The sequence below is a fragment of the Piscinibacter sp. genome (genome assembly GCF_050175855.1).
Lineage (GTDB): Bacteria > Pseudomonadota > Gammaproteobacteria > Burkholderiales > Burkholderiaceae_C > Piscinibacter.
Genome location: NZ_JBFXIO010000072.1, coordinates 1 through 14,812, shown reverse-complemented (window position 1 = coordinate 14,812; position 14,812 = coordinate 1). Strand labels below are relative to the sequence as shown.

General features: G+C 72.2%; 15 protein-coding genes. 13 read left to right on the top strand and 2 right to left on the bottom strand.

Annotated features, from left to right (window positions below):
• The 4 genes from AB7U92_RS07955 to ccmI all read left to right on the top strand — a co-directional run.
• On the top strand, positions 1 to 560 hold a 560-nt coding region (locus tag AB7U92_RS07955; RefSeq protein ID WP_428575646.1), incomplete at its 5' end, for a hypothetical protein.
• Complete coding sequence (locus AB7U92_RS07950; protein WP_428575645.1) at positions 553 to 1,389, top strand: cytochrome c biogenesis protein; 837 nt, start codon at positions 553 to 555, stop codon at positions 1,387 to 1,389. The genes AB7U92_RS07955 and AB7U92_RS07950, both read left to right, overlap by 8 nt.
• Complete coding sequence (locus tag AB7U92_RS07945; protein ID WP_428575644.1) at positions 1,386 to 1,934, top strand: hypothetical protein; 549 nt, start codon at positions 1,386 to 1,388, stop codon at positions 1,932 to 1,934. Before AB7U92_RS07950 ends, AB7U92_RS07945 begins: the two co-directional genes overlap by 4 nt.
• A gap of 124 nt (positions 1,935 to 2,058) precedes the next feature.
• On the top strand, positions 2,059 to 3,303 hold the full coding sequence (ccmI, locus tag AB7U92_RS07940; protein ID WP_428575643.1) for a c-type cytochrome biogenesis protein CcmI: 1,245 nt from the start codon (positions 2,059 to 2,061) through the stop codon (positions 3,301 to 3,303).
• Positions 3,304 to 3,311: 8 nt separating this feature from the next.
• On the opposite strand, the gene AB7U92_RS07935 is transcribed toward ccmI, so the two are convergent.
• A complete protein-coding gene (locus tag AB7U92_RS07935; RefSeq protein WP_428575642.1) occupies positions 3,312 to 3,857 on the bottom strand; it encodes a tetratricopeptide repeat protein in 546 nt (181 codons plus the stop codon).
• A 4-nt stretch (positions 3,858 to 3,861) separates the two neighbouring features.
• Here AB7U92_RS07935 and AB7U92_RS07930 point away from each other — a divergent pair, with 4 nt between their 5' ends.
• The 9 genes from AB7U92_RS07930 to AB7U92_RS07890 all read left to right on the top strand — a co-directional run bounded on the left by AB7U92_RS07930 (position 3,862) and on the right by AB7U92_RS07890 (position 14,174).
• Positions 3,862 to 5,289, top strand: a complete 1,428-nt coding sequence (locus AB7U92_RS07930) for a HAMP domain-containing protein (protein ID WP_428575641.1) — start codon at positions 3,862 to 3,864, stop codon at positions 5,287 to 5,289.
• Between the two features lie 19 nt (positions 5,290 to 5,308).
• Positions 5,309 to 6,691, top strand: coding sequence for a sigma-54-dependent transcriptional regulator (locus AB7U92_RS07925; RefSeq protein ID WP_428575640.1), 1,383 nt, complete (start codon positions 5,309 to 5,311; stop codon positions 6,689 to 6,691).
• A 64-nt stretch (positions 6,692 to 6,755) separates the two neighbouring features.
• Positions 6,756 to 7,241, top strand: a complete 486-nt coding sequence (locus tag AB7U92_RS07920; protein WP_428575639.1) for a tetratricopeptide repeat protein — start codon at positions 6,756 to 6,758, stop codon at positions 7,239 to 7,241.
• Positions 7,238 to 7,540 carry a c-type cytochrome gene (locus AB7U92_RS07915; RefSeq protein WP_428575638.1) on the top strand — a complete coding sequence of 101 codons (303 nt, stop codon included), beginning with the start codon at positions 7,238 to 7,240 and terminating at the stop codon, positions 7,538 to 7,540. The genes AB7U92_RS07920 and AB7U92_RS07915 overlap by 4 nt, the downstream gene beginning before the upstream one ends.
• Positions 7,537 to 8,595, top strand: a complete 1,059-nt coding sequence (locus AB7U92_RS07910; protein WP_428575637.1) for a ligand-binding sensor domain-containing protein — start codon at positions 7,537 to 7,539, stop codon at positions 8,593 to 8,595. The genes AB7U92_RS07915 and AB7U92_RS07910 overlap by 4 nt, the downstream gene beginning before the upstream one ends.
• Positions 8,596 to 8,618: 23 nt before the next feature.
• Positions 8,619 to 9,851 (top strand): ligand-binding sensor domain-containing protein, encoded by a 1,233-nt coding sequence (locus tag AB7U92_RS07905; protein WP_428575636.1) that lies wholly within the window; start codon positions 8,619 to 8,621, stop codon positions 9,849 to 9,851.
• A gap of 31 nt (positions 9,852 to 9,882) precedes the next feature.
• Entirely contained in the window at positions 9,883 to 12,636 is a 2,754-nt protein-coding gene (locus tag AB7U92_RS07900) for a response regulator (RefSeq protein ID WP_428575635.1), read from the top strand.
• Positions 12,637 to 12,649: 13 nt separating this feature from the next.
• Entirely contained in the window at positions 12,650 to 13,705 is a 1,056-nt protein-coding gene (locus AB7U92_RS07895; RefSeq protein WP_428575634.1) for an FAD:protein FMN transferase, read from the top strand.
• A 103-nt stretch (positions 13,706 to 13,808) separates the two neighbouring features.
• Positions 13,809 to 14,174 carry a hypothetical protein gene (locus AB7U92_RS07890; protein WP_428575633.1) on the top strand — a complete coding sequence of 122 codons (366 nt, stop codon included), beginning with the start codon at positions 13,809 to 13,811 and terminating at the stop codon, positions 14,172 to 14,174.
• A gap of 5 nt (positions 14,175 to 14,179) precedes the next feature.
• Here AB7U92_RS07890 and AB7U92_RS07885 read toward each other — a convergent pair.
• A partial coding sequence (locus AB7U92_RS07885; RefSeq protein ID WP_428575632.1) for a sensor histidine kinase occupies positions 14,180 to 14,812 on the bottom strand: 633 nt, incomplete at its 5' end.

Sequence of the window (14,812 nt, the reverse complement as noted above, 5' to 3'; positions counted from 1 at the left end):
ACGAGGCCGGCCGCGAGCGCAGCGCGGTGATCGGCGACCACCGGCCGCTGGTGCTGAACGGCTACCGCATCTACACCAGCCCCAACAAGGGCTTCGCGCCGTTGCTGGTCTGGACGCCCCACGGCGGTCAAGCGGTCGCCGGCGCCGTGCACCTGCCGGCCTTTCCGGCGCACGAGCTGCGCCAGTCGATCGAGTGGTCGCTGCCGGACGGCCGCCGCGCCTGGGTGCTGCTGCAGAGCGACGAGACGCTGATCGATCCGGCGCGCGCCAGCCGCTTCGAGCTGCCGCGGCGGCACACGCTGGTGCTGCGCATGGACCCCCAGCGCCACGAACTGCAGCCGGGGCAGGGCGTCGATCTCGGCGGCGGCACGCTCACCTACCTGGGCCTGCGCAGCTGGATGGGCTACCGCATCACCTACGACCCGACGCTGCCGTGGCTGCTCGCCGCCTCGCTGCTGGCGGCGTTCGCGCTGGCCTGGCACTACACGCAGCGCTTCTTCTTCGCCGCGCCGGCCGCCGAGGCCGTGCGGGCCGTGCCGAACGGAGCGCGACATGCCTGAGGCGATGCCGGGGGCCATGGTGCTGTCCGCGGCGCTGGCCGCCTATGCCCTAGTGGGAGCGCTGGCCCTGCCCGCCACCGGTGCGGGCGTGCAGCCGGCGGCAGGCCGGGTTCAACGCTACGCCGGCTTCGCGCTGGCCACTGCGCTGGCCCTGCACACGCTGGCGCTCGGGCTGCGCTGGAGCGCGCTCGGCCACGGGCCCTTCACCACGATGCACGAGATCCTCAGCAGCAGCCTGTGGAGCCTGGCGCTGATCTTTGCGCTGGCGTGGTGGCGGGTGGCCGAGTTGCGCGCTGCGCTGCCGGTGGTGCTGCCGGTGTGGGCCGTGCTCGCGGCCTGGCTGCTGATGGCCGACGCGCGCGCCGGCCACCTGCCGCCGACCTACGCGACCCCGCTGCTGTACCTGCATGCGGTGGTCGGCAAGCTCTACCTCGGGCTGCTGCTGGTGGCGGCCGTGGTCGGCCTCGTGCCGGCGCTGCGCCGCACGGCCTGGGGCGTGCGCCGCTTCGCGAAGGGGGTCGACGACCGCCGGCTCGACGAACTGGCGCACCGCTTCGCCGCCTATGCGCTGGTGGCCGACACGCTGATGCTGATCGTCGGCGCGGTGTGGGCGCAGGACGCCTGGGGCCGCTACTGGGCCTGGGATCCGCTCGAGTCGTGGGCCTTCGCCAGCTGGCTCGCGCTGGTGGCGGCGCTGCATGCGCGTGCCACGCTGCGGCCGCCGCCAGCGCACTTCGGCCTGTGGCTGGCCGGCAGCTTCGCGCTGGCCTTCCTGACCTTCTTCGGCGTGCCCTTCATCTCCACCGCGCCGCACAAGGGGGCGATATGAACGCGGGCAGGAGCCGCCCCGACGGCCGTCTCGACCGCCGCACCGTCGGCTTCGTGCTCACCTGCGCGCTGGTGCTCGCCGGCGGGCTCGGCCTCGCGGCGCTGTCGCCGGTGCACGAGCCCGGCGACGAGCCGGCAGCGGCAGCGAGCGATGTGCAGCGCCAGTTCGATGCTGCGGTGCTGCTGCTGCACGCGCGCCGGTTCGACGATGCTCGCGTGTTGCTGTTGCGCGTGATCGCGCTGGAGCCGTCATTGCCCGAGGCGCACGCCAACCTCGGTTTCGCCCTGCTCGGGCTGGCCCAGCCGCAGGCCGCGCGTGTGGCCTTCGAGCGCGCGATCACGCTGCGGCCCGAGCAGGCCAACGCCTACTACGGCCTGGCGCTGGCGATGGAGTCGCTCGGCGACCTCGAGCTCGCGCTCGGCTCGATGCGCAGCTACCTGCACCTCGGCCGCGGCGAGAGCGAAGACCACCAGCGCCGTGCCCGCGCCGCGCTGTGGGAGTGGGAAGCGCAACGGGCCGAGCGCCGCCAGGCGCCGCCGCGATGAACGCTGCGCCCCGCTGGCAGCACTCTTGCAATCTGACGGGCATGGCCTGTCTCACGCCCGCCTGGCTGCCCTTGCCGTTCCCGATTCCGGGAAGCCTTTCCCGTTCGTGGGGGAGGGCGAGGCCATGATGGTGTTCTGGACCGTCGTCGCGATGCTGCTCGGCGGCGCGCTGCTGATGCTGCTGCCGCCGCTGTGGAGAGGCGTCCGCACGGCGGCCGAGACGGTGTCTCCGGAGGCGGCCAACCTCGCCGTCTACCGTGACCAGTGGCGCGAGGCCGAAGCCGATCTCGGCGAAGGCCTGCTCGCGCCGGAACGTCTGGCCGAAGCGCGCGACGACATCCAGCGGCGCTGGCTGGAGGAAGCGGAAGGCGAAGGCGCGAATGCCGAAGCCCCCGGGGCTGCGCCACCGCGCTTCTCGCGCGGCAGCGCCATCGCGCTGGCCGTGCTGTTGCCGCTGGCCAGCGTGCTCACCTACCTGCAGCTCGGCGACCTGCGCCCGCTGCAGGCGAACGATCCGCCGCCCGCGGTCGCCGCCGGCGCGCAGCACAGCCTCACGCCCGGGCAGATCGAGGCGCGCGTGGCCGCGCTTGCCGAGCGGCTGAAGGCCGCGCCCGGCGACGCCGAGGGCTGGGTGATGCTGGGCCGCTCGTACGTGGTGCTGGGCCGCTACCGCGACGCGGCGATGGCCTGGCGGCGCGCCGTCGAGCTGCGCGCACCCGATGCGACGCTGCTGGCCGACCTGGCCGACGTGGTGGCGATGGCGCAGGGCAAGCGACTGGCCGGCGAGCCGGCGGCGCTGGTGCAGCGTGCGCTGGATGCCGACCCGCGCCATGTGAAGGCGCTGGCGCTGGCCGGCAGCGTGGCCTTCGAGGCGCGCGACTACCCGGCCGCGCGCGGCTACTGGGAGCGTCTTCTTGCCGTCGTGCCGGCGCAATCCGACGTGGCGCGTTCCATCCAGGGCAGCATCGCACAGGCGATGAAGATGGAAGCCGCTCTCGGTGGCGGTGCCGCGTCGGCGACGGCGGCGGCGCCGCTCACCGGCGAGGTTAGCCTGAGCCCCGAGCTGGCCGCGCGCGTGGCCGCCGGCGACACGCTGTTCGTCTTCGCCCGTGCCGCCGAGGGCTCACGCATGCCGCTGGCCATCCTGCGCCAGCCGGTGGGTACCTGGCCGCAGCGCTTCGTGCTCAGCGACGCGCTGGCGATGTCGCCGAACCAGCGGCTGTCGTCGCAGGCGCAGGTGGTGGTCGGCGCGCGCATCTCGCGCAGCGGCAACGCCACGCCGCAGCCGGGCGACCTGGTCGGCAGCAGCGCGGCGGTGTCGTCTTCGGCGCAGGGCCTGCGGCTGGTGATCGACCAGGTTCAGCCCTGATCGCCGGGTCAAGGCTTGCCGCTGCCCTTGAGGTAGGCCTGCGCATCGGCATGGCCCTGCGCGGCGGCGCGCTCGATCCAGCGGCGCGCCTCGGCGGCATCCTGCAGCACGCCGGAGCCGCTGAGGAAGAGGATGCCCAGGCTGTATTGCGCCTCGGCGTGGCCCTGTCGCGCGGCCTCGAAGTACCACTGCGCGGCGATGCGGTTGGGGTCGGCGTCGGCGCCCGGATCGGCCAGGCCATAGGCATACATATTGCCTAGCTGGAACTGGGCTTCGGCCAGTCCCTGGCGCGCCGCGCGCTCGAACCACGCCACCGCCTCGCGGTCGCTCTCGCGAACGCCGTGGCCGTGGTAGTGCATCAGCCCGAGGCGCAACTGGGCCTGCGGATGCCCGGCCTTGGCGAGCGGCTCCAGCAGCTGCAGTGCCGCGGGATAGTCCTTGCGGTTCATCGCGGCCACGCCGTCCTGCAGCGCATCGGCATGGGCTGCGAACGCGGGCAGCAGCGCAAGGGTCAGGGCGCCGAGCCGGCGGGCGAAAGGTCTGAGCAGAAGCATGGCGATGGATCTCCGGGCAAGCGAAGGCGACGATGCAAGCGCCGTTCCCGTTGCGCCGCTGCCGCTGCGCCATTCGCTGCGCGCGCGCGGGCTGATGGCCACGCTGCTGCTCTTTGCCTACCTCCTGGCCGCAGTGACGTGGGTCGCGGTCGAGCGCGGCCGCATCTTCGACAGCGTGCAGGCGATGCTGGAGCTGTCGCGCCACGAGAAGGCCCTGGCCCTGGCCGAGGCCGCGCTCGGCTCGGCGCTCGCCGAGGTGGCGGATGCCGCGGCGGACGTGACCCCGGCGGTGCTCCACGAGACCCGCCTGCTCGGGGCGCTGGAAGAGTTCGACCCCGGCTATGCGCTGGTGCAACGTGCCATCGAGCGCAGCCACGCGCAGTGGCGGGACTCGCGCGATGCCGGTGGCCGCACCGTGCTGCGCGAGGCGCTGGTGCGCGCCGCCGATGATCTCGACATCCGCCGCCTCGCGCTGGTCGAGCGGCGCGACGAGCTCACCGCCGACTACCGGCGCCACTACGATCAGGTCACCGTCGAGGCGATCGGCTTCGCGCTGGCCGGCCTGGTGGTCTTCGGCGTCGGCGTGGCGTGGTTCTTCGGCCGCCTCACCGCCGACATCCGTCGCCTCGAGGCGCACGCACGGCGCATCGTGCACGGCAGCCGCGGCGCGGCGCTGCCGGTGCGGCGCGACGACGAGCTCGGCCGGCTGGTGCAGGCGGTCAACCGGCTCGCCGCCGACCTCGACGAGCACGAGAAGCGCATCGAGCTCGACGGCCAGCGCCGCTCGCACGAGGACAAGATGCTCGCCGTGGGTGCGCTGGCCGCCGGCGTGGCGCACGAGGTCAACAACCCGCTGGCGGTGATCGCCGGCGTGGCCCATGACCTCGGCAGTGTCGAAGGCAGCGTGCCGGCGCCGCGCGTGGCCGAGGCGGCGCAGCGCATCATCGAGCAGGCGCAGCGGGCGTCGATGGCCTCGCGCCACCTGGCGGAGCTGGCCGCACCGCAGGCCAGCGACCTCGACTGGGTCGACGTCAACGGCATGGTCAGCCGCGTGCTGCAGCTGATGCACTACGACAAGCGCTACCGTGGCATCGAGTTCGCCAGCGAGCTCGACGGCGAGCTGCCCGCGGTGCAGGCGCCGGCCTCGGCACTGCAGCAGGTGCTGATGCAGATGGCCACGCTGGGCTGCGACGCCACGCGCGCGGCGGCGGGCGGCGCGGTGCGCGTGCTGACGCGCCGCGCCGGGGCGGCCGCCGAGGTGCTGCTGGAGTTTCCGGCGTGGCTGGACTTCGGCCGTGCCGACGTGCAGCGCACCTTGCTGCTCAGCCGCGCCATCATCGAGCCGCTCGGGGCGCGGCTTGCGTTCCGTCAAGAGCTCGGCCCGTGCCTGCAGATTAAGCTGGCGTGGCCTGCCGCATCAGGAAAGGCATGAACCGGGGAAGTTGCTGAAGATGCCTGAACTGAATGTGCTGGTGGTGGACGACGAGCCTGCCGTGAGACAGGTGCTCGCCGCCGCGATCGGCAAGGCCGGCTACGCGGTGGAGACGGCGGCCTCGGCGTCCGAGGCGCTGGCACGGCTGGAGAAGTCGCCCATCGACGTCGTGCTCAGCGACGTCTTCATGCCGGTCACCGACGGCATCGAGCTGCTCAAGCAGGCGCGCGCGCGCGGCCACTCCGCGACCTTCATCATGGTCACCGCCTTCGCGTCCGTCGACTCCGCCATCGACGCGATCAAGGCCGGCGCCTGGGACTACATCACCAAGCCGGTCCGCAACGAGGAGATCGTCCACCGGCTCGAGCAGATCGAGGCGATGCACGGCCTGCGCGAGGAGAACCGCGCGCTGCGCACGCTGGTGATGGGCGGCGCGCAGCCGGCCTTCCAGTTCGTCTCGCCGGCGATGCAGGCGATCGACCGGCTGGTCAGCCGCGTCGCGCCGACCGACAGCACCGTGCTGATCACCGGCGAGAGCGGCACCGGCAAGGGCGTCACGGCGCGTCGGATCCACGAACTCTCGTCGCGGCGCGACGGCCCGTTCGTCTCGGTGAACTGCGGCGCGATTCCCGAGAACCTGATCGAGAGCGAGCTGTTCGGCCACACCAAGGGCGCCTTCACCAGCGCCGACAAGCCGCGCCGCGGCCTGTTCATGCAGGCCGACCGCGGCACCATCTTCCTCGACGAGATCGGCGAGCTGCCGCTGGCGCTGCAGACCAAGCTGCTGCACGTGCTCGAGGCCAAGGAGGTGCGGCCGCTGGGTTCCGAGCAGAGCCGCAAGGTCGACGTGCGCATCGTCGCCGCCACCAACCGCGAGCTGCCGGCGATGGTGCAGCAGGGCCGCTTCCGCGAGGACCTGTTCTTCCGCCTGTCGGTGTTCCAGATCGGCATGCCGCCGCTGCGCGATCGCCGCGTCGACATTCCCGCGCTCGTGCAGCACCTGCTGTCGCAGCGCGTGGCGCCGGCCGGCGGCGAGGCGCTGGCCATCGACCCGGAGGCGATGGACATGCTCACTGCCTTCAACTGGCCGGGCAACGTGCGGCAGCTCGAGAACGTGCTGCACCGCGCCGCCATCCTGGCCGACGGCGGCTGCATCCGCGCCGGCGACCTGCCGCCGGAGGTGTCGCGCACGATGCCCACCAGCGGTGGCGTGATGCCCGCCGAGGGTGGGGAGATGCCGCTGCGCGAGCGGGTGCGGCGCTTCGAGGTCTCGCTGATCCTTCGCGCGATCGAGGAGTGCGGCGGCGACCGTCGGGCCGCGGCCGCCAGGCTCGGCATCGGGCTGTCGAGCCTGTACCGTAAGCTCGAGGAATTCCAGGGCGACGCGCCCGCCGGCAGCTGATCCGTTTGGCATGGAAATCGCTCGCCCGGGGGGCATGACCCCATGGCGAACGATCGGACCCACGATGCTCGCGGTGCTGCTGCAGTGCAGCGTGGCAGCGGCCATCGCGGCGCCGGAAGACGATCACCGCCGCGGCCTCGAGGCCTACCACCGCGGTGACGTGGCCACGGCGATGGCCGTGCTGCGCGCACCCGCCATGGCAGGCCACGCGCCGTCGCAGTCGCTGCTGGCCTTCATGCTCGACCGCGGCGACTTCGTCGAGGACGCTGCGGCGCTGTACCGCCAGGCCGCCGCGCAGGACGACACCGACGCGCTCTACGCGCTGGCCAACTTCCACCTCACCGGCCGCGGCGTTGCCAAAGATGAGAAGCAGGCGCTGGCGCTTTTCTCGAAAGCGGCGGAACTGGGCCACGTGCCGTCGATGCAGGTGCTGGTCGACGCGCACACCCGGGGGCTGATGGGGCTCAGCGTGGACGCGGTGCAGGCCGCGCGCTGGCGTGCGCGTGTTGCTGCACTGCAGCCGGCCCCTTCACCGAAGGGCCGCCCATGAGCCGGATTGGCGCCGTGCTGGCGCTGCTGGCCGCCGCCTCGATCCTGCCGGCGCGCGCCGCCGACCCGCGCCATGGCGCCGAGCTGTATGCGCGCCACTGCGGCCACTGCCACGGCGGCGACGGCCGCCCGGTGATGCCCAGCGCGCCCGACTTCTCGCGGCCGACCACGCTGCTCAAGCCCGACACGGCGCTGCTCGCGGCCATCCGCGGCGGCCGCGGCGCGATGCCCGCCTACCAGGGCCTGCTGCGCGACCGCGACATCCTCGACATCGTCGCCCACCTCCGCACCCTGCGATGAACTTCCGAACCCTTCGCCTCGCCGCCTGTGCCGCGGCCCTGACCCTGCCTGTGGCAGCAGCCCTCGCGCAGAGTGCGCCGCGCGTCAAGGATGTCTACGAGGTCGGGCCGAGCGTGTACGTGCGCGCGCTGACCGTCGAGCCCGCCAAGGCGGCGCTGTGGGTCGGCACGTCGGCCGGCGTGCACGAGGTCGACCTCGCCAGCGGCAAGCTGCGCAACACCTTCACGCGCAAGGAAGGCCTGGCCAACGAATACGTGTTCGCGGTCGGCCTGGACCGCAGCGGCTACAAGTGGTTCGGCACCAATGCCGGCGGCGTGTCGCGCTACAAGGATGGTCAGTGGAAGACCTTCTTCCCGATGCACGGCCTGGCCGACTACTGGATCTACGCCTTCGCGCAGCAGAAGAACGGTGACTTCTGGATCGGCACCTGGGCCGGCGCCAACAGGGTCGATGCGAAGACCGGCAAGTTCAGCACCTACGTGAAGGAACTGGTCAACGAGTGGGTCTACGGCATCGGCGTCGACGCCCAGGACCGCGTCTGGTTCGGCACCGAGGGCGGCGTGTCGATGTACGACGGCAAGCGCTGGGTCTCGTGGACGCACAAGGACGGCCTGGGCGCGCCGAACAGCGACAACCTGCCGTTCTCGGCGAATACCGGCCTGGGCACGCGCACGCGCCACGACCTGTCGGTCAGCGCCGAAGGGCCGGCCACCTACAACCCCAACTACGTGTTTGCCATCCAGGTGGCGCGCGACGGCAGCGTCTGGGCCGGCACCTGGGGCGGCGGCGCCTCGCGCTGGGACGGCAAGGCGTGGACCAACCTCACCACGCGCGACGGCCTGGCCGGCAACATCGTCTACAGCATCGCCGAAGGCAGCGACGGCGCACTCTGGTTCGGCACCAACAACGGCGTCTCGCGCTGGGACGGCAAGGCCTTCACCAACTTCGGCATGAAGGAAGGGCTGCTCGAGAAGAACGTCTACGCGCTGGCGGTCGCGCCCGGCGGCGACCTGTGGGTCGGCACACGCAAGGGCGTGGCGCGCATCGGCCGCTGAGACATCACGTGAAAGGAAGACTCATGGCCCTCAGCCTGCGCGCCGCCGGCCTCGGCGTCATCGCACTCGGCACGGCGCTGGCCGGTGCCTACCAGCTCGGGCGCAGCAACGCCGGTGCGGGCGGCGAGGCCGTCGTCGCCGCGGCCGCACCCGCGCCGGCCGCCGTGGCGGCGTCTGCCGCCATTCCGCCCGGCCATCCCCCTGCACCGCAGCGAGAAGGCAAGCTCGCGCCCGACCCGACGCAGAAGTTCACCCACTTCCGTGTCGGCAACAAGAACGTCAAGCGGCTGTTCGTCGACGGCGACACCGTCTGGGTCGGCACCTCCGGCGGCGCGGTGCGGTACGACACGAAGACCGACGAGTACAAGCTGTTCGACACGAAGAGCGGCCTGCTGTCCAACGGCGTGTTCTACGTCGGCAAGCTCGACGAGCGCATCGTCGTCGGCACCTATGGCGGCGGCCTGTCGCTGCTCGATGCGAAGACCGGCGGCTGGGAGACCTACAACATCCCCGAGGGCCTGGGCGATGCCTTCGTCTACGACGTGCTGAAGGCGAAGAACGGCGACGTCTGGATCGCCACCTGGTCGGGCGTCAACCGCATCAAGGGCGGGCGGCTGAAGGATCGCTCGGCGTGGGAACTGCACACGGTGGAGAGCACGAAGGGCGGCCTGCCCAACGACTGGGTCTACGGCCTGGCCGAGGGCCGCGACGGCGAGATCTGGCTCGGCACCGAGGGCGGCCTCGCCCACTTCAAGGAGGGCCGCTGGCAGAACTGGAACCACGCCAAGGGGCTGGGCGCGCCGTACGAGAAGGTCAAGGAGCACATCCAGTACAAGAGCGATCCGTCCAAGGTCTCCGAGCACCATGCGGCGCAGAAGAAGGAGATGGGGCTGGAGAACATCGACGTCGCCTACAACCCCAACTACATCGTCTCGATGACGGTCGACGCGCAGGGCATCGTCTGGGCCGGCACCTGGGGTGGCGGGCTGTCCCGCTTCGACGGCAAAAGCTGGAGCCACTACACCGTTTCGGAAGGCTTGCCCGGCAACCACGTGTTCATGCTCCACATCGACCCGAAGGGGACGATGTGGGTCGGCACGAACAACGGCCTGGCGAAGATGACCGCCGGCGGCTTCGAGGTGCTGACCACGCAGGACGGGCTGTTCGGTAACACCGTGTTCTCGATGACGACGGCGCGCGATGGCACGCTGTGGGTGGGCAGCTTCGGCGGGGTGGCGCGCATCAAGCCGTCGTGAACCGCGCTCCGCCTGCCGCTACAGTGACGCCATGGACCGCTCGCTGCCCCATGATCTCGTGCCGGCTGACCTCGGCCCGCTGATCGCGCGGCTGCTGGCGATCGCCGACGACGCGGTGATCGTCACCGATGGCGACCAGCGCATCGTGCTGTTCAACGACGGCGCCGAGCGCATCTTCGGCTGGCGCATGCACGAGGTGATGGGCCAGCCGCTGGAGATGCTTCTGCCCGAGTCGGCGCGTGCGGCGCACCATCGCCACCTCGACGACTTCGCGGTCTCGCCGCAGGCGGCGCGGCGCATGGGCGAGCGGCGCGACATCCACGGCCTGCGTGCCGACGGCAGCCTGTTCGACGCCGAGGCCTCGATCTCGCACGTGGCCATCGACGGGCGAACCTACTTCGCGGCCATCCTGCGCGACGTCAGCGAGGCGCGCGAGGCCACGCGCGCGCTGGCCCGCAGCGAGGCGCGCTTCCGCGAGCTGGCGGCCAGCGCGCCGGTGGGCATCTTCCAGACCGATGCGCGCGGACTGTGCGAGTACGTGAACGAGCGCTGGTGCGCGATGGCCGGCATGACGCCCGCCGAGGCGGCCGCAGGCGGCTGGCTGCGTGCGGTCCATCCGGCCGACCGCCTGCGTGTGCTGCAGGCGTGGAACGCGGCGGTCGAGGGGCGCGACAGCTTCGACCTGCGCCACCGCTTCCTGCGGCCGGATGGCAGCGAATCGTGGGTGATGGCTCGCGCGGTGCGCAGCCACGACGTCGAGGGCGGCTTCCTCGGCACGGTGACCGACGTGACCGAGAGCCACCAGCAGGCTCTGGCGCTGGAGCGCGCCAAGGCCGACGCCGAGGCCGCGGCGCGCGCCAAGAGCCTGTTCCTGGCCAACATGAGCCACGAGATCCGCACGCCGCTGAACGCGGTGATCGGCATGACCACGCTGCTGCTGGACACGCCGATGAGCGAGGACCAGCGCGACTTCGCGCGCACCATCCGCGCCAGCGGCGAGTCGCTGCTGGAGATCATCAACGACATCCTCGACTACTCCAAGGCCGACGTCGGCAAGCTGGAGATCGAGCAGCAGGTGTTCGACCTGCGCCGCTGCGTCGAGGACTCGCTCGATCTCATCGCGCCGCGCGCGCTGGAGAAGCGCCTGAACCTCGCCTACCTGATCGAGGACGGCACGCCGGAGGCGCTGGTCGGCGACGCCACGCGCATCCGGCAGATCCTCGTCAACCTGCTGTCCAACGCCGTGAAGTTCACCCACCAGGGCGAGGTCTTCGTCGCGGTGGACAGCGAGCCCGTGGAAGGGGACACGCGGCGCATCCGCTTCTCGGTGCAGGACTCGGGTATCGGCATCGCCTCCGAGCACGTGCCGCGGCTGTTCCAGTCCTTCACCCAGGTCGACGCGTCGACCACGCGCAAGTACGGCGGCACCGGCCTGGGCCTGGCCATCACCAAGCGGTTGGCCGAGCTGATGGGCGGCACGGTCAGCGTGCACAGCGAGCCGGGCCAGGGGTCGCGCTTCGACGTCACCGTGCTGGCGCAGGTGGCGGCCGCCGCCGAGCCGGCCGACTTCCTGCAGCGCGACGTGCCGGCGCTGGCCGGCAAGCGTCTGCTGATCGTCGACGACAACCTGACCAACCGCCGCATCCTCACCCGCATGGCGATGATGTGGGGCATGCAGCCGTCGACGCTGCCCTCGGCGCTGGAGGCGCTGGACCGCATCCGCCACGGCGAGAGCTTCGACGTGGCCGTGCTGGACATGAGCATGCCCGGCATCGACGGCCTGGAGCTGGCGGTGGAGATCCGCCGCCGCCGCACCGCCGAAGAGCTGCCGATCGTGATGCTCACGTCGCTGGGCCAGCGGCAGGCGCTGCAGGAGGCGCACGGCGCCGACCTCGCCGCCTTCCTCGCCAAGCCGATCAAGGCCAGCCAGCTGTTCGCCACGCTGGTGGCGGTGGTGCAGGGCCAGCGGCTCGCGCCACAGCCGCCGGCGCCGGCGCCGGCGCCGCAGATCCCGGTGCTGGCGGCCAGCCTGCCGTTGCGCGTGCTGGTGGCGGAGGACAATGCGATCAACCAGCGCGTTGCGCTGCGCCTGCTGCAGCGCCTGGGCTACCGCGCCGACGTGGCGGCCAACGGTCTCGAGGTGATCGACGCGGTGGAGCGCCAGCACTATGACGTGGTGCTGATGGACATCCAGATGCCCGAGATGGACGGCCTGCAGGCGGCGCGCTGGATCGCGCAGCGGCGCGGCCCGGACGGCCTGCCCTGCGTCATCGCGATGACGGCCAACGCCATGCCCGGCGACCGCGAGGCCTACATCGCCGCCGGCATGGACGGCTACGTGGCCAAGCCGATCGACATGGGCGACCTCGCGGTGGCGATCACGCGCGCCGCGCTGCGGGTGCGCGGCGCCGCCGCCGGCGCGCCCGAGGGCGACGAGGTGCTGGACCACCGGCGGCTCGAGCACCTGCGCAGCCTGCAGGACGACAGCCAGCCGACGCTGGTGCGCGAACTGATCGACATGTTCGTGGCCGACGCGCCCGGACACCTGGCCGCGCTGGGCGAAGCGCACGGCGCGGCCGATGCGCAGCGTCTCGGCCGCAGCGCGCATCGGCTGCTCTCGGCCACGCAGAACATCGGCGCCGTGCGCATGTCTCGGCTGTGCGCGCAGATCGAGCAGGCTTGCCGTGCCGGCGATCTGGCCGGCATGGAGGGCCTGATCGAAGCACTGGTGCGCGAGCACGAGGGTGCGAGCGCGGCGCTGCGGGCGGCTCGATCCCGCTACTGACGAGCGCCGACGCATGCACGCGCCGATGCCCACTCGCCGCGACACCCTGGCGCTGCTCGCCGGGGCCGTGCTGTTGCCCGGCGTGGCGCGCGCCGGCGACGCCGCGCCGCAGGCGGCGAGACACTTCCTGTTCGGCTCGCCGGTCGAACTGCTCGTGCGCCCGCCGCAGGGCCGTGACGTGGGCGCGGCGCTGGCGGCGGCGATGGCCGGGCTGGCCCGCATCCACCGGCGCTGGAACGCCTGGAAGCCGGGTGAACTGAGCGAGCTGAACCGGGCCCTGCGAGAACGCCGGGCGACGAGCGTGTCGCCGGCGCTCGCCGCCGTGCTGAGGGAGGCCGCTCGCCTGGAACACCGCTCGCATGGCCTGTTCAATCCCGGCATCGGTGGCGCGATCGCTGCGTGGGGCTTCCACGACGACGTGCTTCGCCCCGGATCGCGCCCTTTGGCGCGGGCCCTGGCCGCGTGGCGCGAGGCGGCGCCGAGCCTGGCACAACTCGACTTGCGTGGCGAGCGCGTGGCGAGCTTCAATCCGCGACTGCAGCTCGATCTCGGCGGCTATGGGAAGGGTGTGGCCGTTGACCGGGCCCTCGACCAGCTCAGCGCCGCCGGAGTGGGCGAGGCGCTGGTCGACCTCGGTGGCAACCTCGCCGCGATGAGTGGCGCCGGAGAGCCTGGCTGGCACATCGGCATTCGCGAACCCGGGGGCCAGGGTCTGGTGGGCAGCCTCGTCACCCAGGGGCGCGAGGCCGTGGTCACCTCCGGCAGCTACGAGCGCTTCCGCGTGCTCGACGGCGAGCGCTGCGCCCACGTGCTGGATCCGCACACGCTGGCGCCGGTCACCGAGCTAGTCAGCGTGACGGTCGTGCATCCTTCGGCCGGCCGGGCCGACGCCGCAGCCACCGCGCTGCTCGTGGCGGGGCCACGGCGCTGGCGCCGCGTGGCCGAGCGCATGGGCGTGCACTGCGCGCTGGTGATCGACCGCCACGAGCGTGTCGAGCTCACGCCGTCCATGGCCGGCCGGCTGCGCTGGAGCAGCCTGAACTGGCAGCGCCGCGCCGTCGCAGCCTGAGCGGCGCCGCCGTGGCGCGGCGCGTGCGAAGCGTCACGCGGCGGCACCACGCGCCGGTCAAGTGCCGGATACCGCAGCCGAAAGCAGGGCGTCAGGAGGCGCCATGCGACGGTTTGCGATTGCGGTATCCACGGCTCTGCTCGGCTTCGGCGCGCCGAATGCGCACGCCCAGACGAACTGGCTGTGCGGCCTGAGCGAGGACATCCTGCGCCTCGTGTGCGTCGCCGAGGCCGGCCCGCAGGACGTGCAGCAGACTGCGCCCGCCGCGGTGGCGGTCGTCAATGGCACCGCGTTCCCGCTCGATCCGCGCCGGCAATACACCGTCGAGCTGCTGGCACCGGCCGGCGAGATGGAGTTCGTCGAGCAACTCGCCCGCGCGACGATGTGCTACCGCACGCCGGAGTGCACCGTCAGCTTCGCAGGCCCGCGGACGCAGGACATGCGGGTGGTCGCGCGGCCAGCTCGCTGAGCGGGTCAGACCGCCGGCAGGGCCGGCAGCCGGATCTCGACGGCACCGTCGGCCAGCGCGACGCTGGCCCCCATCTCGGCGATGCGCCGGCGGATCGCCTGCAGCTTCGGCTGCGCGTACCACGCTTCGAGGTCCGTGGCCTCGCCGCCGACGCGAACGATCACCTGGTCCGGTTCGGCGCGGGTTTCGACCCGCACGCGCCGGAACTGCGGCGGCTCGTCTTCGACGCAGGCCTGCAGCAGGTTCATCGCGATCTCGTTGAGCCGGTCGGGCACCAGGTCGCAGGCCGGCAGGCCGGTCGCCGGCTGGAGTTCGATGGGCGTGCCGCGAAAGCGCCGGTCGAAGGCGAGGAAATCGCACACCGCTTTGAGCATGGCGTTGACGTCCACCGGTTCGGCCGACTCGCTGCGCGCCGTGGCGAAGTCGGCGATCTGCCGCATCATGCGGGCGATCCGTTCGCCCTGGGCACGGATCTGGCGCGCCGCGCTGCGCTCGGACTCGGGCAGTTCGCTCGCCACGCCCTGGATCACCGCCAGCGGGTTGCCGACCTCGTGCGCGACGTTGGCCGCCATGGTGGCCAGCGCGGCCATCTTCTCGCCGTGCCAGTGCTGCTCGCGCCGCGCGGCTTCTGCCTGTGC